General features: G+C 44.7%; 18 protein-coding genes, 1 tRNA gene and 1 pseudogene. 7 read left to right on the top strand and 13 right to left on the bottom strand.

The genetic code is table 11. The features are described from left to right. Positions 1 to 388 precede the first annotated feature (388 nt). The 5 genes from AC5JM2_RS19595 to AC5JM2_RS19575 form a co-directional block, all read right to left on the bottom strand. The gene (locus AC5JM2_RS19595; RefSeq protein WP_495836509.1) at positions 389 to 1,693 is read right to left on the bottom strand and encodes an ABC transporter permease; all 1,305 of its coding nucleotides are present in this window, start codon (positions 1,691 to 1,693) and stop codon (positions 389 to 391) included. Positions 1,694 to 1,720: 27 nt separating this feature from the next. Next, on the bottom strand, positions 1,721 to 3,259 hold the full coding sequence (locus tag AC5JM2_RS19590) for an efflux RND transporter periplasmic adaptor subunit (protein ID WP_495836508.1): 1,539 nt from the start codon (positions 3,257 to 3,259) through the stop codon (positions 1,721 to 1,723). 157 nt (positions 3,260 to 3,416) lie between these two features. Then, a complete protein-coding gene (locus tag AC5JM2_RS19585) occupies positions 3,417 to 3,995 on the bottom strand; it encodes a cytochrome b (RefSeq protein WP_495836507.1) in 579 nt (192 codons plus the stop codon). A gap of 84 nt (positions 3,996 to 4,079) precedes the next feature. Further along, complete coding sequence (locus AC5JM2_RS19580) at positions 4,080 to 4,934, bottom strand: intradiol ring-cleavage dioxygenase (protein ID WP_495836506.1); 855 nt, start codon at positions 4,932 to 4,934, stop codon at positions 4,080 to 4,082. A gap of 904 nt (positions 4,935 to 5,838) precedes the next feature. Beyond that, entirely contained in the window at positions 5,839 to 6,054 is a 216-nt protein-coding gene (locus AC5JM2_RS19575) for a hypothetical protein (RefSeq protein ID WP_210614153.1), read from the bottom strand. A 151-nt stretch (positions 6,055 to 6,205) separates the two neighbouring features. Here AC5JM2_RS19575 and AC5JM2_RS19570 point away from each other — a divergent pair, with 151 nt between their 5' ends. Continuing rightward, positions 6,206 to 6,883 (top strand): response regulator transcription factor, encoded by a 678-nt coding sequence (locus AC5JM2_RS19570; RefSeq protein WP_495836505.1) that lies wholly within the window; start codon positions 6,206 to 6,208, stop codon positions 6,881 to 6,883. Positions 6,884 to 6,885: 2 nt separating this feature from the next. Then, positions 6,886 to 8,343: an ATP-binding protein gene (locus AC5JM2_RS19565; RefSeq protein WP_495836504.1), complete on the top strand. Its 1,458-nt coding sequence runs from the start codon at positions 6,886 to 6,888 to the stop codon at positions 8,341 to 8,343. A gap of 47 nt (positions 8,344 to 8,390) precedes the next feature. On the opposite strand, the gene AC5JM2_RS19560 is transcribed toward AC5JM2_RS19565, so the two are convergent. The 6 genes and pseudogenes from AC5JM2_RS19560 to AC5JM2_RS19535 all read right to left on the bottom strand — a co-directional run bounded on the left by AC5JM2_RS19560 (position 8,391) and on the right by AC5JM2_RS19535 (position 11,778). Continuing rightward, positions 8,391 to 8,786: a type II toxin-antitoxin system VapC family toxin gene (locus AC5JM2_RS19560; protein WP_495836503.1), complete on the bottom strand. Its 396-nt coding sequence runs from the start codon at positions 8,784 to 8,786 to the stop codon at positions 8,391 to 8,393. Beyond that, a complete protein-coding gene (locus AC5JM2_RS19555) occupies positions 8,783 to 8,983 on the bottom strand; it encodes a hypothetical protein (RefSeq protein ID WP_495836502.1) in 201 nt (66 codons plus the stop codon). Before AC5JM2_RS19555 ends, AC5JM2_RS19560 begins: the two co-directional genes overlap by 4 nt. 59 nt (positions 8,984 to 9,042) lie before the next feature. Next, positions 9,043 to 9,372 (bottom strand): annotated as a pseudogene (locus AC5JM2_RS19550) (type I restriction enzyme HsdR N-terminal domain-containing protein); the annotation flags it as partial. 165 nt (positions 9,373 to 9,537) lie between these two features. Beyond that, a complete protein-coding gene (locus AC5JM2_RS19545; RefSeq protein ID WP_495836501.1) occupies positions 9,538 to 10,956 on the bottom strand; it encodes an ATP-binding protein in 1,419 nt (472 codons plus the stop codon). Next, positions 10,953 to 11,138, bottom strand: a complete 186-nt coding sequence (locus tag AC5JM2_RS19540; protein ID WP_495836500.1) for a hypothetical protein — start codon at positions 11,136 to 11,138, stop codon at positions 10,953 to 10,955. The genes AC5JM2_RS19545 and AC5JM2_RS19540 overlap by 4 nt, the downstream gene beginning before the upstream one ends. Positions 11,139 to 11,704: 566 nt before the next feature. Beyond that, positions 11,705 to 11,778, bottom strand: a tRNA-Pro gene (locus AC5JM2_RS19535). A gap of 82 nt (positions 11,779 to 11,860) precedes the next feature. On the opposite strand from AC5JM2_RS19535, the gene lipA reads away from it, so the two are divergent. From lipA to AC5JM2_RS19515, 4 genes are all read left to right on the top strand, one after another. Continuing rightward, positions 11,861 to 12,796 carry a lipoyl synthase gene (lipA, locus tag AC5JM2_RS19530; protein WP_495836499.1) on the top strand — a complete coding sequence of 312 codons (936 nt, stop codon included), beginning with the start codon at positions 11,861 to 11,863 and terminating at the stop codon, positions 12,794 to 12,796. After that, positions 12,796 to 13,716 (top strand): NAD(P)H-dependent glycerol-3-phosphate dehydrogenase, encoded by a 921-nt coding sequence (locus AC5JM2_RS19525; protein WP_495836498.1) that lies wholly within the window; start codon positions 12,796 to 12,798, stop codon positions 13,714 to 13,716. The genes lipA and AC5JM2_RS19525 overlap by 1 nt, the downstream gene beginning before the upstream one ends. Before the next feature lie 469 nt (positions 13,717 to 14,185). Continuing rightward, positions 14,186 to 15,436, top strand: coding sequence for an RNA polymerase sigma factor SigC (gene sigC, locus AC5JM2_RS19520; protein ID WP_495836497.1), 1,251 nt, complete (start codon positions 14,186 to 14,188; stop codon positions 15,434 to 15,436). Positions 15,437 to 16,147: 711 nt separating this feature from the next. Further along, positions 16,148 to 16,603: a Fur family transcriptional regulator gene (locus tag AC5JM2_RS19515; RefSeq protein ID WP_169153439.1), complete on the top strand. Its 456-nt coding sequence runs from the start codon at positions 16,148 to 16,150 to the stop codon at positions 16,601 to 16,603. Between the two features lie 136 nt (positions 16,604 to 16,739). Here the strand turns inward: AC5JM2_RS19515 and AC5JM2_RS19510 are convergent, their stop codons facing one another. Both AC5JM2_RS19510 and cobN read right to left on the bottom strand, forming a co-directional pair. Further along, on the bottom strand, positions 16,740 to 17,900 hold the full coding sequence (locus AC5JM2_RS19510; RefSeq protein ID WP_495836496.1) for a peptidoglycan-binding domain-containing protein: 1,161 nt from the start codon (positions 17,898 to 17,900) through the stop codon (positions 16,740 to 16,742). 6 nt (positions 17,901 to 17,906) lie between these two features. Beyond that, positions 17,907 to 21,830 (bottom strand): cobaltochelatase subunit CobN, encoded by a 3,924-nt coding sequence (gene cobN / locus AC5JM2_RS19505; RefSeq protein WP_495836495.1) that lies wholly within the window; start codon positions 21,828 to 21,830, stop codon positions 17,907 to 17,909. Positions 21,831 to 21,923: 93 nt separating this feature from the next. On the opposite strand from cobN, the gene AC5JM2_RS19500 reads away from it, so the two are divergent. Further along, positions 21,924 to 23,948, top strand: a complete 2,025-nt coding sequence (locus AC5JM2_RS19500) for a GAF domain-containing sensor histidine kinase (RefSeq protein ID WP_495836494.1) — start codon at positions 21,924 to 21,926, stop codon at positions 23,946 to 23,948. Positions 23,949 to 24,388 lie beyond the last annotated feature (440 nt).

The raw sequence follows: 24,388 nt of genomic DNA, 5'->3' as shown, positions 1-24,388 counted from the left end.
CAATATTTAAGTTATCGTACTTTCGGGCCCAAATTAGTACTGGTTGTTACCGATGATTTTTGCTGAGAAATTTTTTGACAACTTTTTTACTCAAAGGTTCTATCTTCATACCAAGTTGGATTCATGACTTACACCCCACCCCTATCTCGTTCAAAAAGAAGTTCGGGTTTAAGTAGATAGAATTGTCAGAAATTCTTCTAAAGAACTCACAGTGATTGCCTACGGCAGAGCTGCGCTTAACGCACTATCCATCAAACTTTCTAATTGTTCCACACTCTCGCCCTCAAACCTTGCTTTTATTTCTTGAGATATTGACATAAAAACAAACATGTGTATTTAAGACTGTTTGCGTGAGTTGTTGCATGAAGCATCTTTGACATGAATTCTCCTAATCACTCCTCAGTGCGGTGATTGGGTCAAGTCTAGCAGCATTGCGAGCTGGGATGACGCCAGCCAGCAGTCCAATCACAAATGTCAAACCAAAGCCGAATACAATCGACCAGGGCGAAATTACGAAGGGAAATTTGAACAGGTTTGAGGCTGCGAAGGCGATCGCAACTCCAAGGCATATACCAACTACCCCTCCCATGATTGCAATCACCACTGCCTCAGCTAAAAACTGCGTCAAGATGGCAGTACCAGTCGCTCCAATCGCTTTACGAATCCCGATTTCTCGTGTCCGTTCGACCACTGACACAAGCATGATATTGGCAATACCAATGCCGCCAACAATTAAAGAAATTGCGGCAACTGCCACTATCATTACGGTAAAAAGCTTGGATGTACTGGTGAGCGTTTCGATGATATCGGCTGAATTCACAGTCCGAAAATCATCCGTTTCTCCTTTTTCGGGAAAAATACCGTGTCGTACCCGCAACAGATTCGTAGTTTGATACTGGGCAGCATCTAGCAGATCCTGGCTTTTGACTTTGACATAAATTCCTCGGATGGCAAGTCCCTTGACAGCGTTGTTTCCCACTAACCGGGCAGACATATTGGTAAGCGGGATATAAATTTGTTCATCCGGGTTTTGTGGACCTTGCGCTCCCTTCGTCTCCATAACGCCAATTACGTCATAGGTTTCTCCGGCGATGCGGATTTGTGCGCCTTCTGCGTTGCTTCCTGTTCCCAGCAGTTCATCTCGTGCGGTGGGACCCAATATCGCCACAGCTTTCGCTGAATCGACTTCCTCCTGACTGAAAAATCTACCTGTTTGAGGATGCGTGTTGCGTACATCTGGATAATTAATATCAGTTCCAATAATGGTCATCGAGTCGTTGTTTCCGGCATAAACGACTTGGGAATTTTGTTGCAGGAAAGCAGACACCCGGTCAACACCTAAAACTTCTTGCGCGATCGCCTGAGCATCTTCTAGAGTTAATGTTGTTGCACTACCACTGCCTTGCCGGACTCCGCCACTTCTGGCTGCACCCGATTGTACTTGTAAAATGTCAGTTCCCAGTGATTGTAATTGTTGCTCGGTTGACTTTTGGGTGCCTTGACCGATCGCGGTAACGGCGATCACTGCTGTAATGCCAATGATGACGCCTAACATGGTTAGCAGGGTGCGGAGTTTATTACTCCACAGTGCCTCTAGAGCCATCGACAGAATTTCAGGTAGGGACACTGATGAACTCCCAACCAGAGCAGATGCCTGTTTAACCAGTGGTTTGCGCTCACGTGATTTTGTCATTGCTAAACCTCGCTTGTAAAATCAAGTCTAAAAACCACCGGGAGGACGACCCATACCACCAGAACGACCACCCGTCCTGCCAGAACGACCACTTCTATTACTATCCCTGGAACCCGCTGGCGCACTCACCAGAACTTTTTCATTTCCTTGTAAACCGGAGCGCACTTCGGTTTTGTTACCCACGGTCAATCCGGTTTGAATTGGCACAAATCGAGTCTTACCATTTTCCCTAAGTACCCGCACTCCAGTGCCATTTTCCTGGCGGGCGATCGCCACAGTTGGCACAACAAGCACATTGTTTAAGTTCCCTGCATTGAATTTCACATCAACATTCATGCTTGGAAGTAGCAGAGTTTCAGGATCGGTGAGATCTACTCTCACTTTCAGGCTGGTGACGTTGGATGTCACAGTTGCCTGGGCTGCAACCTGGGCAACTTTCCCCTGAAAGGTTTTATCAGGATACGCATCGGCTGTAATAGTGACCGACTGCCCGATCTTAATTTTGCTAATATCGGTTTCAGCAACATTTGCCACAACCTGATAATTTGATGCCAGCGACAGAATCGAAGAAGAGGTTGATCCCGAAACCGAACTCCCGGATGTTGTAGGTGTCACGAAATCACCCGGATCGGAATACTTGGAAGTCACAATCCCACTAAATGGGGCACGAATGACCATGTCTTGAATTTGTGTTTGAATCGTTTTCAGGCTGCCCTGCTGCTGAACCACCTGAGCGCGTGCGGAGTCAATATCTTCCTTGCGGTTTCCCGCTTTCAGCAGTGCTAAAGCTTGCTGTCTTTGCTCTACCACCGCCTTTAATTGCTCGATATCTTCTGTGCGTGATCCTGCTTTTTGCAATGCCAGGGCTTGCTGCGCTTCATTTACCGCAGCTTCGGCGCTGTCCTTGTCCGCACGTTTTTGGTTTACAGTTTGAAGCGAAATGGCACCAGCATTGTATAGTTGCTGATTGCGCTGGAAATCATCTTGAGCTTTTGTTAAACTTGCTTGAGCGCTTTTTAAACGTGCCTGTGCTTGAGCAATATCTTGAGGGCGGTTACCTGCTTGTCCTTTTTGCAGATTCGCTTGGGCTTCTTCTAATTGTGCCTGTGCTTGAGCAATATCTTGAGGGCGATTCCCTGCTATTACCTTTTGCAAATTCGCCTGGGCAGCAGCCAGAGATCCCCGTGTTTGAATCAGTTGCCCTTGCAGGTTTGAGTCATCCATGTATGCCAGGATTTGCCCTGCTTTTACAGAGTCACCTTCATCCACCAGTAAGCTCTTTAGCCGTCCAGAGCTTTTGGGGCTGACGTTGGTCGATTGTTTGGCTTCAATGATGCCGTTGGCTGAGATGGTGATGGGTAAGGTTTCTCGCTGGACTGGGACTGTCTGCATTTTACTTCTGGCTTCCTGAGCGGAGGAAATCACCGTCTGATGGTAAACAAGGTATCCACCCCCCGTCAGTGAACTGAGAATAAGTAACCCCGTCAGCCACTTGGTTAGCTTGTCTTTGACCAAGCCTTTTCCTAAAGGCTTGAATGTGGTAGGTTGGGGAGAATCAAGTGTCATAGGCTGCTTTCCACCTTGAGTGTAAACAAAGTTATTACGTTCGTGCTTTGTGCGCCTCCCGGAGGGAGCATCGCTTTTGCTTCGTTGTATTGAAACTACAAGGAGTTGATACTTTTAATTACAGCAGCACAACATGACAGCTTGCCCTTTGTGTAAATTACAATTTTGTAATTTGTTTTGCACTGTTATCCTTGAAAGTTCGTTTCCAGGTTCTACGGAGAAACTGACGTTGCTCAATTATATGCAGGATAACCAGTGTCAGCAAAGTGTACGATAGCCAGAAGTGTAGATTGCGAGCGATAGCACCAACAGAACGATTTTCCTCAAACCAATTGGGCAATGTCACAAAAAAGAACGGAATTTCATGCCCACCTGAGTTTGATAAAAAAATGCCGCTGATTGGAACAACCAGCATCAGCAGATAAAGCACTAAATGCAGGGAAAAGGTTTTTATCCACTGGGGTGTCAGTTTGGGACTGCGCTTGAGATACTTTTTCGCCATAACTTGCAGTAGGGTAAAAACCCTCAAGAGCAGTAGAGCGAGAACTAATACACCGAATGATTTGTGGATGTTGTACAGAGAACCTCTAAAGAAAACTTCACGCGGCAAGCGAGCCATCACCATACCAAGCAAGTAGATGACAAGAAAACAAGCCGCCATCACCCAATGCAGTTTCCATAACCGCCCAAACGCATCATTTAATCGTCGTTTCAAGGGAGTTGGAGTGTTTGGCATAAAGACCATTAATTGGTAGAAAATAGAAAAGCTTGACAGTGCCAAGCCGTTATAGTGTCAGACTAACCTTAAAGTGAAACGGTATTACACGGAGGCGGGAAGCCTTTCACGACTTTGTGGAGGTGCTGTCTCGTTCGGTGCAGTACTGTTCACGCCATCTGAAGCCGAATCCATGTTAAGCCCAATGTTGAATGTTGCTGCATAACCATCGGTTGTTTGGGTGAGCGCGAGCAATAATTGGTCTCCACCATTACTGAAGATCCCGTCTCCAGCATTCCTTAGCGTGCGTTGTCCTTTGATTGCGTATGGTGAGAGTGCGTGTACTTGATCTGTGATCGAGTCATCAAAGTACAACTGTGACGTAAACTCATAACTCTGCCCTGATGTCGCATCCGTGCGAACCTTAAAGTGCATATGGACTGTTCTGCCTTGGTACCAACCGGGATAGTTGGTTGTGAACTGGACGGTTCCATCCGTATCTGTCACTTGATAGCCGCGCAGAAACTTTTGCCCGACGGTATTGAAACTTGGATCTGACACGTCGGAATAGACGCCTAGTGCGTCACAGTGCCAAATATCCACAGTGGCATTTGCAAGCGGCGTGCAGCCAGTACTCCCGACTGTAGAAACACGTAGCGTCAGTTGGAGTGGCACACCTTCTTTCACCGAACCGTTTGCCGGATCGGAGCGGATGTCCGAGCGGTTGAGCTTGTCGTCCACGAAATAGGGTCCTTCGGTCTGCTGCGGACTCACGACACAGTTCGGCAACGTAGAATCTGCTGTAGATGATGCTGCTGTGTCTGTACTCGACTCTGCCTGTGCAAGGCTGGACTTTCTAGATATGAATACAACAAGCATTGCACCTGCTGCTGCTCTGGATAAAGCAAGTACCTCTCTTCGACTCATAATCCGACTTACTTGACGATTGTTGTTTTTCATGCTGCCTTATAAAATAGATGGACACAATTAAACTGCACAGGCAACACCGTGCATATTTCTCCTCTTCTAAGGGAGAGCAGCAACGGTGGGGGAATCGGGTGGAACAAATCTTGCGTTGAAGTCAGTCCATCTACTTATCTGCCTCCAAAAGTTGACATTTATGATTCAACAGACACAAAATGACAGTTCGCCCTGCTTTTGGATTACAATTTTGTAATTTAAAGTTCGTTTCGCGTTTTTTGCGATAAGCATATCGCAAGCGGGCTTATCGCTGCGAAGTGCGAGATCCTCTCCAGTGTTAACTTCTTCGTCGTAAGTCCCACACTCTAATGGCACTCGGTTTAGTGTCGGGATATAAGACGGGCAGCGACGATTGCATTTTTAATTTATTTTTACCAAAGGTAAAAGAAAGAAAAGATGTATGTTAGCGGAGCGGCGCGTTAGCGCGAAGTTGCCAATATTCCTGGAATTCACATGTTTGATGTTGTATCATATTATTGGTCGCTGACCCTCCTGATTGTGTCGGAACAGATAGGTTAAGTAGCGGTACGACGCTTACCACAGAAAGATCAAAGCTCAGGAAATCGGTGAAACCGCTGGAATGCAAAAGCACACTCCATGTTAAACCTCGAAAAATAATTCAACAACCTGCGGGAGGCGGGTTGCTGCCAGGGTACACACGGGTGTACGGGAGTAAGGGACGCGTTCCAAACCTCCGGAGGACAAGTAAGACCATCATCGTTTTGAGTGACGAATACCCTTGTGGTATACCCAACGTGGCATTGACCAATGAAACTGGAAGCCCCCATCATAAACGGTACTCCGTTTTGATGGTGTGTACTTCACTCTGCGCTTTCAAACGGTTATTAAGTTATTGAATCCTACGCAATTTTGAGCCGTACCCTCAATTAGGACGTCGGGGAGGTTGGGGAGGAGGACACTTTTTACCTGGGCGGGGTTTGCAAGCCTTGGGTTTAGGAGGTTTTCTATCGGGCCGTTGTGCAATCTGTGTGATCCGATTCGATGGAACTTGGGCGATCGCTTGCTCGGCTACAGCAAAACCGAATGTGCCAATTACAAAAGGAATCGCTGCTGTGGCTAACACTCGACGAATATTCATCACAATCAACCTCTAAAAGTATTTGATAATCACATTGATAATTGAGCCACCTGAAAATGACAGCCCGCGTTGTATTTGAATTACACTTTTGTAATTTGAACCAAATGGTAATGAATCTAGAATGGAGCAATAGGTCGAGTAATGAATTGTTGTGAATGTTCTGTTTGTCGAAGACGAAGCAAAAATTGCTAACTTTGTCCAGGCTGGACTGAAGGAGCAGGGATTTGTCGTAGATTATTGCGACAACGGTGATGAAGGATATCTGCGAGCATTAGACAATGAATACGATGTGATTGTGCTCGACATCATGGTACCAGGTAAAGATGGACTATCGATTCTTAAACAACTGCGGCGCTCAGGTCGAAATGCCCCCGTAATTTTGTTGACGGCTCGCAATGAACTGGACGATCGCCTGTCCGGGTTGAATTTGGGAGCTGATGACTACATTGCTAAACCGTTTTTTGTGGAAGAGTTAGCGGCTCGAATTCATGCTGTTGTGCGCCCGAGTGTGGGCGATCGCCAAAATTTGCTTTCGGTTGGCTCTCTCAAACTTGATCGGATCACGCGAAAAGTCACTTGCAATCAACAAGCAATAGAACTTACCAGCCGCGAGTTTAATCTTCTGGAGTATCTTATGCGCTCTCCTGGACGGGTTTTCACTCGTACCCAAATCCTGGAACACGTTTGGGGCTACGACTTTAACCCCAACACCAATGTTGTGGATGTTTGTATCCAGCGAATTCGTAAAAAAATTGACCCCGTTGATGAAGTAGGCTGGATTGAAAGCATTCGAGGGGTTGGATATCGGTTTCGCAAACCAGATCCATGATTATGAAACTGCGTTCGTTTCGACTCCGGATTGCCCTATTGTCTGCGGGTTTGGCTGGAAGCGCATTAGTAGGGTTTGGTGCAGTCTCCTGGTTCCAGATTTACAATACTCAGATCGCTCGCCTTGATGCACAACTGTTCAATCAGTTGATACGGGCAAACCGTTCACCTCAACGAGAGCGATGGCAATTCTACGGAGAGTCATTACCCTATAGCTTTGGAACAAATACAAAAATCCCCATCGCCGTGCTGGTGCTTGACACAAAGGGCAACACACTTTATAAATCCAACGAAGTGCCTGCCGATAAGGACGTGAATCGTCTGTTGCTTAGGCGTCTTGAGTTGACACCTTTGCCACGGTTTCCTAAAGAACCACCGCCAAAACCCGAGAGTACAGATCCACCTGTCAAGCCACCACCGTTGCTTCGCCCACGACGCCCACCTGAATTCGTCACTCAACAGACAACAACAGGACTTTGGCGGATTGGGGCACTTAAATTTCCCAATGTTCAGGTTGCGATCGCCGTTAGTCTGGAAGCCGTTGATCAAGAGATGGGTACCATTCGCAATATCTTCCTTGTTTCAATTCCAGGAGCGCTTTTGCTAGTTGCTTTTGGGGCATGGTTCGTTTCTGGTGGTGCTTTGCGTCCCATCCGGCAATTAACAGGCGTTATTCAACAAGTGACAGTTAAAGGGCTAGATCAGCGGATTCCGATTGGGACAACGGATGTTGAATTTGTCGAATTGATTCAGGTGTTTAATCAAATGCTGGAACGCCTGGAACGCAGTTTTACACAAGCTTCCCGCTTCAGTGCTGACGCAGCTCACGAACTGAAAACCCCACTGACGATTCTGCAAGGCGAACTGGAACGAACACTGCAACAGGTTGACTCTGGAAGTGAAGTCCAACAGCGCTTAAGTAATTTGTTGGATGAGGTGCGTCGCCTCAGTGGTATTACACGGAAACTTTTGCTGTTGTCTTTGGCAGATGCGGGACAAATGAAGTTGTTTCTGGTTGAGGTAGATATGTCTGAGTTGCTCATGGAGATGTTAGAAGATGTGGAACTCCTGGCTCCCCACCTGAGTGTGCAAACTGACATTAGTGATGGGCTACGGGTACAGGGCGATCGCGATCTCCTGATTCAAGTTCTGCAAAATTTATTTAGTAATGCTATCAAATACAATCTCCCTAACGGCTGGATACAAATTCACGCATGGCAAACTCAAACAACTCTGCATGTAACGATCGCCAATGCTTCAAAAGAGATTTCGGTGGGCGATCGCTCGCGCATTTTTGACCGCTTCCATCGCGGTGATCCTGCTCGAACCCGCAAGGTAGAAGGAATCGGACTGGGACTCAGCTTAGCTCGTGAAATTGCTCGGGCACATCGTGGCGATCTCACCCTTGACTCCACATCGGATGGGCAGACGGCGTTTACTCTCACTTTGCCGATGACGTGACTGTATGTCGATCAGTTCGGCGCGGGTTTCAGCTTCGTTCATAGTCTTTACTTGAGATTGGGAATGATCTGAATCAGTCCAGTCTGAAAGGCTGCGTCGTAGGTGATAACAGGCAAGCTTTCGAGTTCAGCCTGAGCCATGATCATGCGATCAAAGGGATCTCGGTGGGCAATCGGTAGGCTTCCTGCTCTAAGCGCATGGGCTGAGGTGATGGCAAGTTCGATAAATTTAGCCTGATGCAATATCTGTGAATATTGCTCAACGAGTTGTTTGGCTTCGGGTAGTTTACCGATGCGGTATTTGGTGGCAATTTCCCAAGCGGAAGCACTGCTGACAATGATGCGATGATCTGGGTTGCGAATGATATCTCGGCAAGTGGTATCGAGTTTTGGATCGTCAAAGAGCCACCACAGCAGGATATGGGTGTCGATGAAGTAGCTCATTCCCATTGCTGTTGTTCCTCTTCTGGGAGTGGTTCAAAGAAAGCATCGCCGAGTTGTCCTTTCAATAAACCAGGGGTGCGGGGTTGTGTACGTTCTTGACTTAAACCTAGTCGAAAGTAGTGAATTAGGTCATAAAGTTCTGCTAGTTTGTCTTCGGGGATGTCTTGTAGTTCTTGGACAATCTTCTGGATCAGCATAAGTCAAATTTTTGGTGGTTGTTAATGAATAAGTTTGGCGCGGGTTTCAGCTTTGTTCATTCTGTCCCTGTGTGCATATCTACTTGGTAGATACCGATGCCATTTGTAGAGTAGGCAAATCGAGTCTGCAACTTTTCGGCGTATTTTTTGGCTTGTCCTAAACCTTCGGTATCTGGTAAGTCGCGTTTTTTGGCTTCGATGACGGCGAGTTTTTCACCACGATAAACCAGCACATAATCGGCGATGTCTGCTTGGGCGCGTTTACTGTTGCCAATTAAGCGACCAGGGGCAATAACTTCGCGGCGGATGCGACTACCTTCGATGATACCCCAGCCTGCGGCTTTGAGTGCGGGGTCAATTAATTCGGCGCGGGTTTCGGCTTCGTTCATATTTCGCTCATCTCGATTTGCGTTTAAGCACTTTTATGCTGCTTATGCAAAGATTTCAGGTTTTGAGAGTGACTCATCTCGATTTGCGTTTAAGCACTTTTATGCTGCTTATGCAAGGGTTTCAGGTTTTGAGAGTGACTCATCTCGGTTTGCGTTTAAGCACTTTTATGCCCAAAAAGGGAGATAGCGAGCATAGCGGGTTGAGGTTGATTCGGACTCGTCCGTCTTAATCCAACCATTTTCTTTGGTAGCTCCTATAATCTGAGAAACGATTACTGCCTTTGACTCACTTAGGCGAAACCGCTCCCGTAGGGTTTGGTTAGACATTCGTTGATTGCTGACATACAGCAGACAGCAATGCTGGTAGCAGGCTCGAATTCGGTCTGTTTTGCTCATGTCGGCAAAATCCTGATGAGCAAACAGCACTGCTATAGTGCGTGTGTCACCTACTCGAAAATCTGGTGCGGGTAGTTGAAACACTTCTGCTGTGCTTACAACTTTATCAATGCCACTGCCTTTTTCTTCACATATACCGAAACGTCGCATTACGTCAGCGAGTTGTTCGTTACGGGAGCGATTTTCATCAATAAATCGCTCTACCTTAATAGGTGGGATACCAGGATTAGATATCTCAATGCGATCGCTATACATCTCGATCATCACTGAAGTACCTGTTGCTAGAAAATCCTGATGCACCAAAGCATTAGCAATAAGTTCTCGTAAAGCCTGTTCCGGAAACATCTTTACTTCTTCCCGCACAACTTCCTCGATAAAGCGATTTTGCGGTGCTGCTGAGTGGACAAAATCCACTAACCCCTCAAAGCCAACGGCATATCCTCGGATACCTGTCGTATCATTACGAGTTTTTAGCTTATCGATACCTTCATAGATCACAACACGGGGTGCTTTACGAGCCAATGCCGGGGAAAAGGCATCCAGTTTTTTTGCCAAAAGAATGGCAGCTAGATTTGTGATTGTCCAACCCTGTGCTGTTTGTTTAATTAAATGTTGGCTCTGCAATCGTTCTAGGACGGCATCGCGGGTAGTTGGATAGGGAATTTTTAGCAGTTCAAAGTATGTTTGGGTATCTAGGAGGGCGATTACATCGTCCGGACTAGCGTTACATTGAGCAGGTTGGCAAAACCAATCTTGTTGCTCTTCGGCAAAAATTTTCTTGAGTACATCTGGTGTCATCGGCACCAAATCTTCTCCCGCCCTCATTAGGTAAGCTCCATCAAACGCTAATGGTTGCCCGACGGGACGGGTTGGTACTTCAAAAACCAAGACTCGTCCATCAGAATGCAACAATTCTGTAGCGTCTACCCGAAATCTGAGTTTGTCCACGATGCGAGATTTGATATCGTTGAGGTCGGTTGCGCATAGAAAAGCTTGGGAACCTACGACACGACGTGGACGTTTGTCGGTTACGCCCAAAACCAGATATCCACCACCTTCGTTGGCTAAAGCCACGCAGTAGCGTAACAATTTGGTTGTATCATACTGTTGCTTGGCTTCTTTGAATTCTAACCGTTCTGTTTCTGCGGCTGCATTCAGCCATTTTTCAAGGATTTCAAGGGTAGTCATGCAGCATTTACCTCTTGAACGGCTTTTGTTGTCTGATTGGCGGTGTCTGTGGTGAGTTCGCCAGTAAATGCTTTTTGCAGAAACAGCAGCCAAGAGGTTTGCTCGGTGTAATCTAACTCTGTAGTACAACCCGCCTCTTTCCAGAGAACATCGTCAATATTTTTAAAAGTTTGCTCGAACATTTAGCTTTACTGTGGGATTTTTAATATTAATGGCTTGGCTCCTATCTTGCACCTACAAGGTGAAATGAGCGTACGATTCCGTTGAATGCTAAATCACGCTTAAAAGATCCTACATAGTTACTTTAATGCAAGACTTCCAAGTATAAATTGAACTTCCCGATTGATGTAGGTGTAACCCGGATTTCTCACAAAGACTAAGAAAACAGGGGTCAAAAACTGCCAAAACTTATATTTTAAGACTATTCCACCAGTTTTAAGCATAACCCTTTAACTCCCCTGCAACTTTTCACCAGCAAGGGAATCTTTTTTGTGCAACCAATCTCTAATCGCCTCCTCCAAAGCCGCAGTTTGCGTCACTTATAGACGCACACAGGCAATGTCATTCGTTCGGGATGATTTCAACGAGCATACACTTGAAATAGTGATGCTCTCAGTATTGAGAATCATGCTCCATACAAACAAGTCGCCGACATTAATTTGTTAAGACGACAGTTAATTCGTTAATTTCGTTAATAACGACATTAATCTGTTAAGGATGACAAATAATAGTTAATCAACAACACAAATCGGGATGACTGGATTCGAACCAGCGGCCCCTTCGTCCCGAACGAAGTGCGCTACCAAGCTGCGCTACATCCCGACACAATACGTCCTACATTATATATACAGTATCACAAAGGTTGACAAATGAGAAAGTGGTATGCAAATTCATCCACCAATCGATGAAGCTTGCTAGGATTTACAATGTACAATTTGGGAAACGGATTGTGACTGTTAAACCAGACTGGTTGCGGGTAAAAGCGCCTCAATGGGAGCGTGTTGGTAACGTTAAAGAAATTTTGCGGGATTTAACCCTCAATACGGTTTGTGAGGAAGCGTCCTGTCCAAATATTGGTGAGTGCTTTAAAGCTGGAACCGCCACATTCCTAATTATGGGACCAGCTTGCACGCGTGCGTGTCCCTACTGCGATATTGACTTTGAAAAAAAACCCAAACCTCTAGACGCCACGGAACCAGCACGACTGGCAGAAGCAGTACGCCGCCTGAAACTCAATCATGTGGTCATCACCTCTGTGAACCGAGATGACTTGCCAGATGGTGGGGCTTCGCAGTTTGTCAGATGTGTTGAAGCTGTTCGCACTATCTCTCCCCACACAACAATTGAGGTACTCATTCCCGACTTGTGTGGTCATTGGGAGGCGCTGGAGTTGATTCTCCAAGCACAACCAGAAGTTCTCAACCACAACACAGAAACTGTTCCTCGTTTATATCGACGGGTGCGCCCGCAAGGAAACTATGAGCGGACAATGGAATTATTGCAACGTTCTCACCAAATTGCTCCTTGGATTTACACCAAATCCGGTATTATGGTGGGACTTGGTGAAACGGATGAGGAAGTCCGTCAAGTCATGCGGGATTTACGAGCGGTAGATTGCGACATTTTGACTATTGGGCAATACCTCCAACCCAGCCAAAAGCATTTGAAAGTCGATGAATTTATCACCCCAGAGCAATTTGCTGCTTGGAAAGCTTTCGGTGAAGAAATAGGTTTTTTACAAGTTGTCTCCTCACCATTGACAAGAAGCTCATATCATGCGGAAGAAGTAAGAGGATTAATGGAACGTTACCCCCGGCAAAAATTAATGACCAATGACTAATGACTCATCCAAAATCAGTAGCAATTCTGGGTGCAGGTGCTTGGGGGACGGCTCTTGCAACTCTTGCAAAGACGAATGGTCATAAAGTGGGCATGTGGTCGCGCCAGGGTTCTCAAACGCTGGCGGAAATTGTACAAGGTGCTGATGTTGTCCTTTCTGCTGTTTCTATGAAGGGCGTGAGATCTGTAACTTCTCAATTACAGTCTTTAGCCATTTCCCCAGAGACAATTTTTGTCACAGCGACAAAGGGCTTAGACCTCCAAACTACTTGTACACCATCACAAATTTGGCAAGAAACTTTCCCCAACCACGCAGTAGTTGTGATCTCAGGTCCCAATTTATCTAAAGAAATACAACAGGAGTTACCTGCTGCAACGGTTGTAGCAAGCAGTGCGATCGCTGCAGCAGAATTCGTGCAAGTAGTGTTTTCTTCAGATCGTTTTCGCGTTTACACCAATTATGATATCTTGGGAGTAGAGCTGGGTGGCACACTAAAAAATGTGATGGCGATCGCCGCTGGTGTCTGTGATGGCTTGCACTTGGGAACCAACGCCAAAGCAGCTTTACTCACCCGTGGATTAACAGAAATGGTTCGTATTGGTGTCCATTGGGGTGCAAAATTAGAAACATTTTACGGTTTGTCTGGCTTGGGTGATCTGTTAGCAACCTGTAACAGTCCCTTGAGTCGCAATTATCAAGTTGGCTACCAGTTGGCTGTTGGTCAAACACTGGTCGAAATTCTCGCTCATATAGAAGGAACTGCTGAGGGAGTCAACACCACTCAGGTTTTGATGCAGCTATCCAAGCAGCAAAATATTCCCATGCCAATTACCGAGCAAGTTTATCGCTTACTCCAGAGTGAAGTCACACCCCGACAAGCACTTTCACAACTGATGCTGCGAGATATGAAGCCAGAGTAGAACACCACGGGAAGCACAGGATCACAGGGAAAAAACTTCCTAACTCCCTTATTGTCCACATGATATAACTAATCATTTTTGAAGGAAAATTCGTAAATTATCAGGAAAGCACCTAGGGACTCATGTAGATAGGACTATGCATATAAAGAAGAGAATTTTTCACGAGTATGTATTTATACTTTACAGCATAAACTACAGTTAAAATTATGTGAAGGTTCAAATTTTCATCAGGTCATTCGCAATTTAACGCCCCTTAGGAAATTTAAATAGCTATTGGTTCATGGGAAAGCTACTGCAACCGAGCTTTCGGGAGCATTGTGTAAAAAAAAACAAGTAGAGGTTTTTTGAAAAAAAAACCCTAAATGGAACCCTCAACCGTGTTAGTTCTTCAAGAATCACGGGAACAATAGCAACAGTTAATTAGCTGACCGTAATCTATTGTTACCTGGAGCCATTGAGACAAATCTTTATGCCAGCAACATCTTTTTACGCAGATGCCGCTTTCAATAACAAACAATCTGATCCAGTCTTTGACCCAGATATCACGGTTGACGAAACTGAGTTGCCGATGGATGAACTTGAAGATCTGGAGATAACTTCTGTTGACTCTGCTAACTTAGGTGCAAATCTTAACCGACGCAGCACAGATCTAGTACGTCTATACCTTCAAGAAATTGGCCGAGTTCGATTACTAGGACGGGATGAAGAAGTTTCAGAAGCGCAAAAAGTCCAGCGCTATTTGCGGATGCGAATACTTCTGTCTAAAGCTGCGGAAGAAGGAGATGAGGTGATTGCACCATATCTCCGACTGATTGAAACTCAGGAGCGTTTGGCATCTGCATTAGGACATCGTCCTTCTCTTGAACGTTGGGCGGGTGCTGCTGGTGTAAGTCTGTTAGAGCTTAAGCAGATTATAGGACTAGGAAAACGGCGTTGGGCTGAAATTGCCAAAATGACTGTGGAAGAACTGGAGAAAATTCAAAGCAATGGACTCCAGGCAAAAGAACACATGATTAAGGCAAATCTTCGCCTTGTTGTCTCCGTTGCTAAGAAATATCAAAATCGTGGTTTGGAATTGTTGGATTTAGTCCAAGAAGGGACTCTTGGTTTAGAACGAGCAGTTGAGAAATTTGATCCAACCAAGGGTTATCGCTTTAGCACCTATGCTTATTGGTGGATCCGTCAAGGAATTACAAGGGCGATCGCAACTTCTAGCCGCACTATCCGCCTACCTGTCCACATTACAGAAAAGCTGAACAAAATTAAAAAAGCTCAGCGTAAAATCGCACAAGAAAAAGGTCGCACTCCAACTTTGGAAGATCTTGCTCAAGAGCTAGACATGACTCCTACACAAGTGCGGGAAGTTCTTTTGCGAGTTCCTCGTTCTGTTTCTCTAGAGACAAAAGTTGGTAAGGACAAAGACACAGAGTTAGGAGAATTACTCGAAACTGATAACATCACTCCAGAAGAGACATTAATGCGAGAGTCTTTACAAAAAGACTTGCAAAATCTTCTGTCAGACTTAACAAGCCGGGAGCGTGATGTGATTTTAATGCGGTTTGGTTTGGCAGATGGTCATCCTTACTCCTTAGCAGAAATTGGACGTGCTTTGGATTTATCACGGGAACGTGTACGACAAATCGAGTCCAAAGCCTTGCAAAAGCTGCGCCAACCAAAGCGGCGCAATCTTATCCGCGACTACTTGGAGTCTTTGAGCTAGTTAGTCGATAGTCAATAGTCAATGATTACTACTCAAAAAGAAGAATTCGGAATTCCGAATTCCGAATTCTCAATCCAATTAGTAAGAACTTGAACTCATCACTGTCTTACTGACCACTAAATCTTTGATAAGAGTGAGTTCCTGATTCCATTTTTATCCGCTGTATTCTTACGGCACCGCTGTGCCGTATCCGTAAAGTGTACGGACAGGCGCGTTCAAAGTAGCGTGTTATCTGGATATAGGACTGTATGAGTATCTTCTTTATAACGAGCCTGTTTTAAACAGCAGATACCTTTGTCCGGAGACATTGGTACAGGACTTGCTCACCACTTATACATAAATATACGCCCTAACTCATCACTTCTAAGTAGTTTGTGGGTCAAAAAACTTATACATTCTACACACAAGGCAAGATGCCTATTCTAAAAGACTTTTGACTTTAGGCTATTGACTCATTTTATCCTCGTTCCCAAAACTTTTCACTAACTTATGGCAAGTTATTTTCATCTAATAGCATAACAATCTTTCGATTCGCCTTTGAGAACATTTATACAGGATAGGATAAGCGATCGCTTGTTTTTTTACTTACTGCTCAAAGTTTTTAAATTTACCTTTAATATTTAATAACTCTTCTCAAGAACCTTTGATTATTGCAAATTAGTCCAAATTTTTGCTATATTCGCAACTAATGGACTTTGTTGAGAAAATTGTATGACAGCTTATACAGCAGCCTCGCTAAAGGCAGAACTTAATGAACGTGGTTGGCGTTTAACACCCCAGCGCGAGGTAATTCTACACATTTTTCAAGAACTTCCGCAAGGAGAACACCTCAGTGCTGAAGATCTTTACGAAAGGCTAGAAGCCGAACACGAGGGAATTAGCCTATCGACGATTTATCGCACTCTCAAGTTGATGGCGCGAATGGGAATCTTACGAGAGTTAGAACTAGGAGAAGGGCATAAACACTACGAACTTAATCAACCCTATCCCCATCACCACCATCACCTGATTTGTGTCAGATGCAACACGACAATTGAGTTCAAGAACGACTCGATTTTAAAAATTGGAGCGAAAACAGCACAAAAAGAAGGTTTTCACCTCTTGGATTGCCAATTAACAATTCATGCTGTTTGTCCCAAGTGCCAAAGAGCACTCATGCCACTGTAACACTTGGGTTTTAGGATTCAAGAAAGCGCTGGCTGCAATGAAATATTTTGGTAAATTTCATTAGCAGCTTTGAACTTGTTGTTATGGGAGGTTGGCAAACTGTTAGATATCGACACTACCAACACCTGAGCGGATGCTAAAAGCGTCCGCTTCTGACGTTACTCAAACTGATACCGTAGAATTGTTGTGCTTGTCTAATAGCTTTCTTTGTCTCGTCTCCCATCACACCATTAAGAGCACCTTTGTAAAAACCCTGATCCCGTAGTCGTCTTTGAATCTCCAAAACGTTAAAATCACCACTTGTGGGAGCATCATTTGCCATACTGTACAATTTAGCGCGGGTTGTTGGACCAGCAATACCGCTTGCAGCTAGGTAATTATCTGTCTGGAACCGGCGTACAGCATCTGCTGTATTAGGACCGAAGTAACCGTTTGGCTCTCCTTGTAAGTATCCTGCGTTGATTAATTGTTCTTGAAGAACTCTTACAGCCTCACCACGATCGCCCAACCGAAGTTTATCTCCAGTGGTAGGTTGGTTAGTAGGTGAATCTTCTCCATAACCAATAGAGGATGTTGGGAGTTTTGCTTGGGTTGCTGATCCGACAATTCCATCAGGGGCTAAGTTATAAGCTTCTTGGAACCGCTTGACAGCTTCTTCAGTAATTGGACCGAAAACCGATGTGGCGTTACCTGTATAAAAGCCTGCAATTCGCAATCGTTCTTGTAGAACTCTAACATCTTCACCTTCATCTCCTTTTTGGAGAATGTTAGAACTGCTACGCTTGTTAGTGACTGATGGATTCTCAGAACTGGTTGTTCTAGTTTGAGAGTTGTTTGTACTGGTTGCTCTGGTTTGGTTATTTCTGGTGCTGATCTTTGTCGCTTGGGAAGTTTCATTAGAGGTACGCCAGTTCTCTAATTTTTCTAAAGTTACAGATCCAGCAACACCGTTAACATCTAAACCAGCCGCTCTTTGGAAGCGGCGCACACCAGCTTCTGTCTCAGTGTCGTATACTTGAGTGAGGGAAGCTTGATAGAAGCCTGCTGCTTTCAACTGTTGTTGTAGAGTTTTTACAGAAGGACCGCGATCGCCTTTCTCAAGTGCTAGAGCGCTGCTCACACCACCCAGAACAGATAAACCGAGTGCTAAAGGTAGCATATATTTCCAAGCTTTACCAGACAGACGTTTCCAATCCGGTGCTACTGTTTGCTTAAACAAACGGCTGAGCGATATTAATTCACTGGAGGGTAAGTCCTCGTAAACAGATGATACGTGTAAATACGCAAGATTTTCCATAATTTTTTACACCATTTGTTTTCCTTCAATAGCTGCTTCAGCTTGATGTACTATGTTTCGTAAATGTTCCAGTGTTTGTGTATTTACATCGTCCCATAAACCGCGCTGATGTGCTTCCAACAATCTTTCAGCCATATCACGCAAAGCATATGGGTTTTTTTGATAGACAAATTCCGAAACAACTGGATCGAACAAATACGCCTCAGTTATCCCCTGATACATATAGTCTTCCACACATTTTGCCGTGGCATCGTAGGCAAATAAATAATCAACAGTTGCCGCCATTTCAAAAGCACCCTTATAACCGTGGCGCATCATTCCTGCTATCCATTTAGGATTCACAACGCGAGAACGATACACTCGTGCGATTTCTTCTTTAAGTTGACGGACTTGCGGTTTGGCTGGAATGGAATGATCACCAAAATAAGTTTGGGGATTCTCTCCCCGTACAGCACGTATTGCAGCTGTTAAACCACCCTGAAATTGATAGTAATCATCAGAATCAAGCAAATCGTGTTCGCGATTGTCTTGGTTGTGTAACACTATCTGCATTTCTCGCAACCGCATTTCAAATGCTTCTGGCGCGGAACGTCCTTGTTGAAGGGATGAAGGGGATGAGGGAGAGACTTCTAATTTGGAATTGTCTTGTACTGGTGCATCGGTTGCTTCCTGCGCTTGTGTTGCTGACGAAGAGTAGGCATAGCAACTCCAGTTGATGTAGGCACGAGCTAGATCTTGATCATCTGTCCAGTTTTGTCCTTCAATTAAACCTTGGAGTCCTGCACCATAAGCTCCTGGCTTAGAACCAAAGATGCGGTAGCGCGATCGCACTCTTGCGTCTGGTAAACTTAAACCAAGTTGTGTCCAATACTCAGTCTCTTGACGCACTTGCGCAGCTAGAGGATTTTCCTCTGACGGTTCGTTTAAACCTGCCACTGCTTGCACAGCCGAGTCGAACAAATCAATCAAGTTAGGAAAAGCATCCCTAAAAAAACCAGAGATTCGCAACGTGACATCCACACGCGGACGTCCCAAAACAGAAAGCGGTAAAATTTCAAAATCTACCACCCGTCGTGCCGCACCATCCCATACAGGCTGCACCCCAAGTAAAGCTAACGCCTGTGCAATATCATCACCTCCAGTCCGCATCGTGGCAGTTCCCCATACAGATAATCCCAGTGTTTTCGGATACTCACCTTCCTCTTGTACATAACGCTCAACAACTGTCTCAGCAGCTTTTCTACCTACATCCCAAGCAGTTTCCGTTGGTATTGCGCGGATGTCAACAGAATAAAAATTTTTACCAGTTGGCAGAACTTCTGGACGCCCTCGCGTTGGTGCGCCAGCCGGGGCACTGGGGACATATCCACCATCGAGTCCGTGTAACAAATTGGTAATTTCTTGGTGGGTTTGTAGTAAAGAAGGTAGAAGGGTAGCACGTATCCAGTCAAGGACAGTTGGGAGTGAGGAATTCGGAGTTGGGAAGTCGAAATTCTGAATTTGGAGTTCTTCTACTAATTTGGCGGCTTGTTCTTCTAAAAATTCGACAGCATCGCCGACACTGCGACAGGAGTGTTGAGTTTTGTTACCTAAACTCTGAATATCTTGGGCTGATAGCTGAGTACTAAAATCAGTCGTGAGGGGATCAAAATCTAAACCTAAATCTTGAGCCAAAGCACGAGTCAGCCCGACATGATGACGATTGGGATGACGTGCGATCGCAACAATTAAATCTCGCAACTGTCGTCCTTGAGGACATTGCCCAAAAATATGTAATCCATCACGGATTTGAGCTTCCTTCAATTCACAAAGATAACCATCAAGTGAAGGTAAAACTGAAAAATCAAAACTAGAAACAGAAGATTCTTGTTTTCGCTGAATCCCTTTTCCCTTTTCCTTCAATTCCAAATCCAAGAAAAGATTTTCTTGTACAACCAGTTCGCGTATGCGATCGCAAATCATTGGTAAACGAGATGGATCTAAACTTTGCGCCTCATAATACTCATCAATCAAATTTTCCAAATCATGTAAAGAACCATAAAGTTCTGCACGAGTTAGAGGCGGCGTCAGATGATCCACAATCACAGCTTGAGCACGACGTTTCGCCTGGGAACCTTCACCAGGATCATTCACAATAAACGGATACAAATGGGGAAGCGCTCCCAAAGCCACTTCTGGATAACACTCACTCGACAAAGCCACACTTTTACCTGGTAACCATTCTAAATTTCCATGTTTCCCAACATGAACAACAGCATCTGCCCCAAAACATTGTCTCACCCAATAATAAAAAGCCAAATAATCATGAGTTGGCTCCAAATCAGGCGCATGATAACTCAAACTTGGATCAACATCATAACCCCGCGCTGGTTGAATTCCTACAAAAATGTTACCAAGTTGAATTCCTGGAACCGCAAAACTCTCCTCTCTCTCTTTCTCTGTGCCCTCTGCGCCTCTGCGGTTCGTTTCAAAAACACTTCCCCACCTTTCGCCAATTCCCTTCTGTACAGCTTCTGGTAACGAAGCAAAAAACTCCTGATACTCCCCCAAACAAACAGACTGTAGAACCGGACGCAATTCCCTACCTTCCGAGTCATTCGTCACCCCAGCAGTGAGACATGAAATCAACTCATCCCCAGTGTCAGGCAAATTTTCCACCTGATACCCAGCCAACTGCAAAGCCTTAAGAATTTCCACACAACTGGCGGGCGTATCCAACCCGACACCATTTGCAAGGCGTCCATCACGGTTCGGGTAATTTGCCAAAATCAACGCCACACGACGTTCTTGAGGAGGTTTTGAACGCAAACGTACCCAATTAGCGGCTAAAGAAGTGACAAACTCAATGCGATCGCCTACTGGTTCATAGACGACGACATCAGTTTCCAAAGAGGAACTGCTACTTTGTATCGTCTTAAAAGACACAGCACGAGAAATAATTCGCCCATCCACCTCTGGAAGCGCCACGTTCATAGCCATATCACGGGGTGAGAGTCCTTGAGATTGTATCCCCCATTGCTCAATTGAACCACCACTGAGGATAACTTGCAACACTGGCACATTTAATTTTTGCCACAAATCAATCTGCGGTGTTTCTGTTTCCAACCGGGCTAAAGAAAAACTCGTCGTATTCAGCAGCTGGGCAATTTGCTGAGTGTCTTTAGGTTGAAAAAACTCACACAATTCTTCTTGAACATCAACATCACGCAAAGAAGAAACAAAAATTGGAACTGGCTGTAGATTTTGCTTCGCCAAACCATTGCACAAAGCATCAATTACCTTAGTATTTCCCGCCAGATAATGAGCACGGTAGAAGAGAATTCCTACTTTAGAAGTGAGGGAGTTATTTTTCTCCCTGCTCCCTGCTCCCTGCTCTCTCCCCCACTCATACAACCCCACGCGGGGAACAAGTTGCGGTGATGGAGGATTAAAAAAAGTTGAAAAGCAAGTATCACAAATAAACTGCAGAGCGTGGAGAAAATTTTCGACTCCACCTTCGTTAAAGTATTGCCAGACCTGATTCACAGTACTCAAAGGTAGGGTAGACTGGGAGATGAAATCGGGGTCTATTGCGTCATCTCCTGGCATTACAATGAGAGTTGTACCATTACGTTGGACAATTTCTTGCACAACTTCTAAGCCATAAGCCCAGTAAGAGCGTCCTCCTAATAAACGGAGAATAATCACGCTTGCGAACTCTAAAACTTTTTCGGCATAGTTATCAATACTGACTTGATGCTGCAATTGCAGCAAGTTGGCAACTCTTAAAGCAGGGAATGTCGTGGGTAATTTGGGTACAGCAGCCGCCAAAGTTTGAATGTCCGTATCAGCAGACGTCAGAAATACTATGGGAGCAGGGGTTTGTTCCAGAAAAATGATACTTTCCGACTGAGGATTCCATCCTCCCGATGTGGCATTAATACGATGCATAATTTTGTCTTAACGTCTTAAACTGTTGGTTAGGACACAATACAAAAATTTTTGAGCAATAGCAAAAAGCCCCTTTTACTCCTGTTTCTAACAATGTCTAGTTCTGCCGATTTGAGTTTCTCTCGAACCTTGCCTAGTAATGTGTTTGATCAGCTTGAAGAATTATTGCAGCAAATGGCTCAAGCAGTAGGAAAGGGGGCTTTACTACTCACAGAAGCTGTGTTGATTCCAATTGACATACCTCAAGAATGGCAGACACAACGCTTTATCGTAGTCGTTTCTGAACAGTTTAGTGCTCTGCTTGTTGGTTTTCCACAACAGATGGGTGAGCAAAGGGGGCAGGTTTTTGACTCAGCACTGAATGTAAGGTTGAGTTTGGACTCAGAAGCGATCGCCTCCTTTGTTTTGAACTTAAGAGATTTGTTTGAACGAGATTCCCATATCTATCAAAAGCTTGAACAATATAGTCAAATTCCTACTGCTAATGATGCCCAGCTTCAAAGTCAATTCTCACTTTTGTTATTAAAGTCTTTTTTACCCCAACAGAATTCTGAGGTAACAGAATTATCACCTCAAATTTATCCTCATGTTTCTGTTTGTCAACCAGTGGAACAAGCCCTGAAAAAACAGATTGCTCAGGAGCGACTGTTGAATCAAGTGACAACGAAAATCCGTAAAACTTTGGATTTGCATGTCATTATAGCAACGGCAGTTGCACAAGTTCGAGAGTTTTTACAATTAGATAGGCTTGTCGTTTACAAATTTGAAGCATCAAGAGTCAATAGTAAAGAGATAATAAACCTTTCATCTATTTCATCTGCGCACTTCCCTATTCCTCCTCAGCCTGACTATGTTCATTGGACAGGCTTTGCGCCAAATACACCGCAGGTATACCCAAAGAAGGGAACTCAAGGCATTTCATCATCCAAAGCCTCCCAGCAAGATTTGCTTAATCAGGCAGGTAGTATTATATATGAAGTCTGTGCTAATGATGAAATTCCGTCAGTTCTCAATAACAAAGAAGAAAATAGCTTAGCGCGAACAACCCTATATTGGGAAAAGTTCAGCAAAGGCTTAACCTTAGCAGTGGATGATGTTGAGAAAACTTATGTTCTGCAAGAGTATTTGTTGAATTTTTTTAGAGAAGCTAGAGTGCGCGCAAAGTTGGCTTCTCCAATTATGTATGAGGAAAAACTTTGGGGACTGTTGATTGCTCATCAGTGTAACGCGCCACGCCAGTGGACTGAAAGTGAGAAAAATTTGCTCAGTTCTGTAGCCGAACAACTTGCGATCGCCATTCACCAAACAGAGTTAATGCGATCGCTCACTCAAGAAAAACAAACCCTAGAACAACGTGTTGTTGAGCGCACAATGGCGTTGCACGACGCGCTTGTTGCTGCTGAAGCCGCCAACCGCCTCAAAAGTGAATTTCTTGCTACCGTTAGCCATGAACTGCTTACACCTTTAACTTATGTTATCGGCATGTCTTCCACTTTATTACGTTGGTCTTTTGGCGAGTTGACTCAACGCCAAAGAGATTACCTGCAAACTATCCACGATAGTGGAGAACATTTATTAGAAATGATTAATGATATTCTTGATCTGTCTCAAATTGAGGCAGGCAAGGCAGTTTTAGATATCACAGAATTTTCATTAATAACTATAGCAGAATCTGCACTTAACGCGCTTAAAGAAAAAGCAAATACTCAGCGAGTCAATCTCAAACTTGATGTGCAACTCAACGCGCCGCGCGACATGTTCAGTGCTGACATCAGGAGAGTGCAACAAATTTTGTGGAATCTGTTAACTAATGGGATAAAATTCACACCAGAGGATGGCGAAGTCATTTTACGTCTTTGGGTAGAAGACAACACTGCTGTATTTCAAATAGAGGATACCGGGATAGGAATTCCAGAAGAACAGGTATCACAGCTATTTGAGAAATTTCACCAACTTGATACACCTTACCATCGTCGTTATGCAGGAACTGGATTAGGTTTGGCTTTAACTAAACAACTTATAGAACTTCATCGCGGGCGAATTGAAGTGGAATCTACCGTTGGTGTTGGCTCAATTTTTACCGTCTGGATACCAGCACAAGCTTGCAGTAATGAGTGAGTGCAGGGGGAAGGGGGAAGGGGGAAGGGGGAAGGGGGAAGGGAGCAGGGAGTAGGGGGAAGGGAGTAGGGAGCAGGGAGTAGGGAGTAGGGAGTAGGGGGAAGGGAGCGTCAAGATTAGATAATCTTTTGAATCAACACCTGATATCCCAAGCTGAATCAGGAATTGATAACTTTTGTTTTCTTTGTGGAGTTGGCATTTTGGCAACTTTGCCGATTTTGTCAGGAGTATCGTAGGTGTTAATACGTTCTTGCACAAAATATAACACAGTACGAGGCTCAATCCCTCCTCTTACCGATTAGCAACTGGGTCTTGTACTCCACGACAGCATATGATGAGTAGTCATATTGTGTCGTGGTTTTCGTATCCTCTAGGTGATAGACTAGGGGATTTTTTTTTGGAACAGTCTATACAATAAAACATTCATGAAGCAAAAACCA

The organism is Brasilonema angustatum (assembly GCF_059505445.1).
This window is presented reverse-complemented; position numbering and strand designations above follow the sequence as displayed.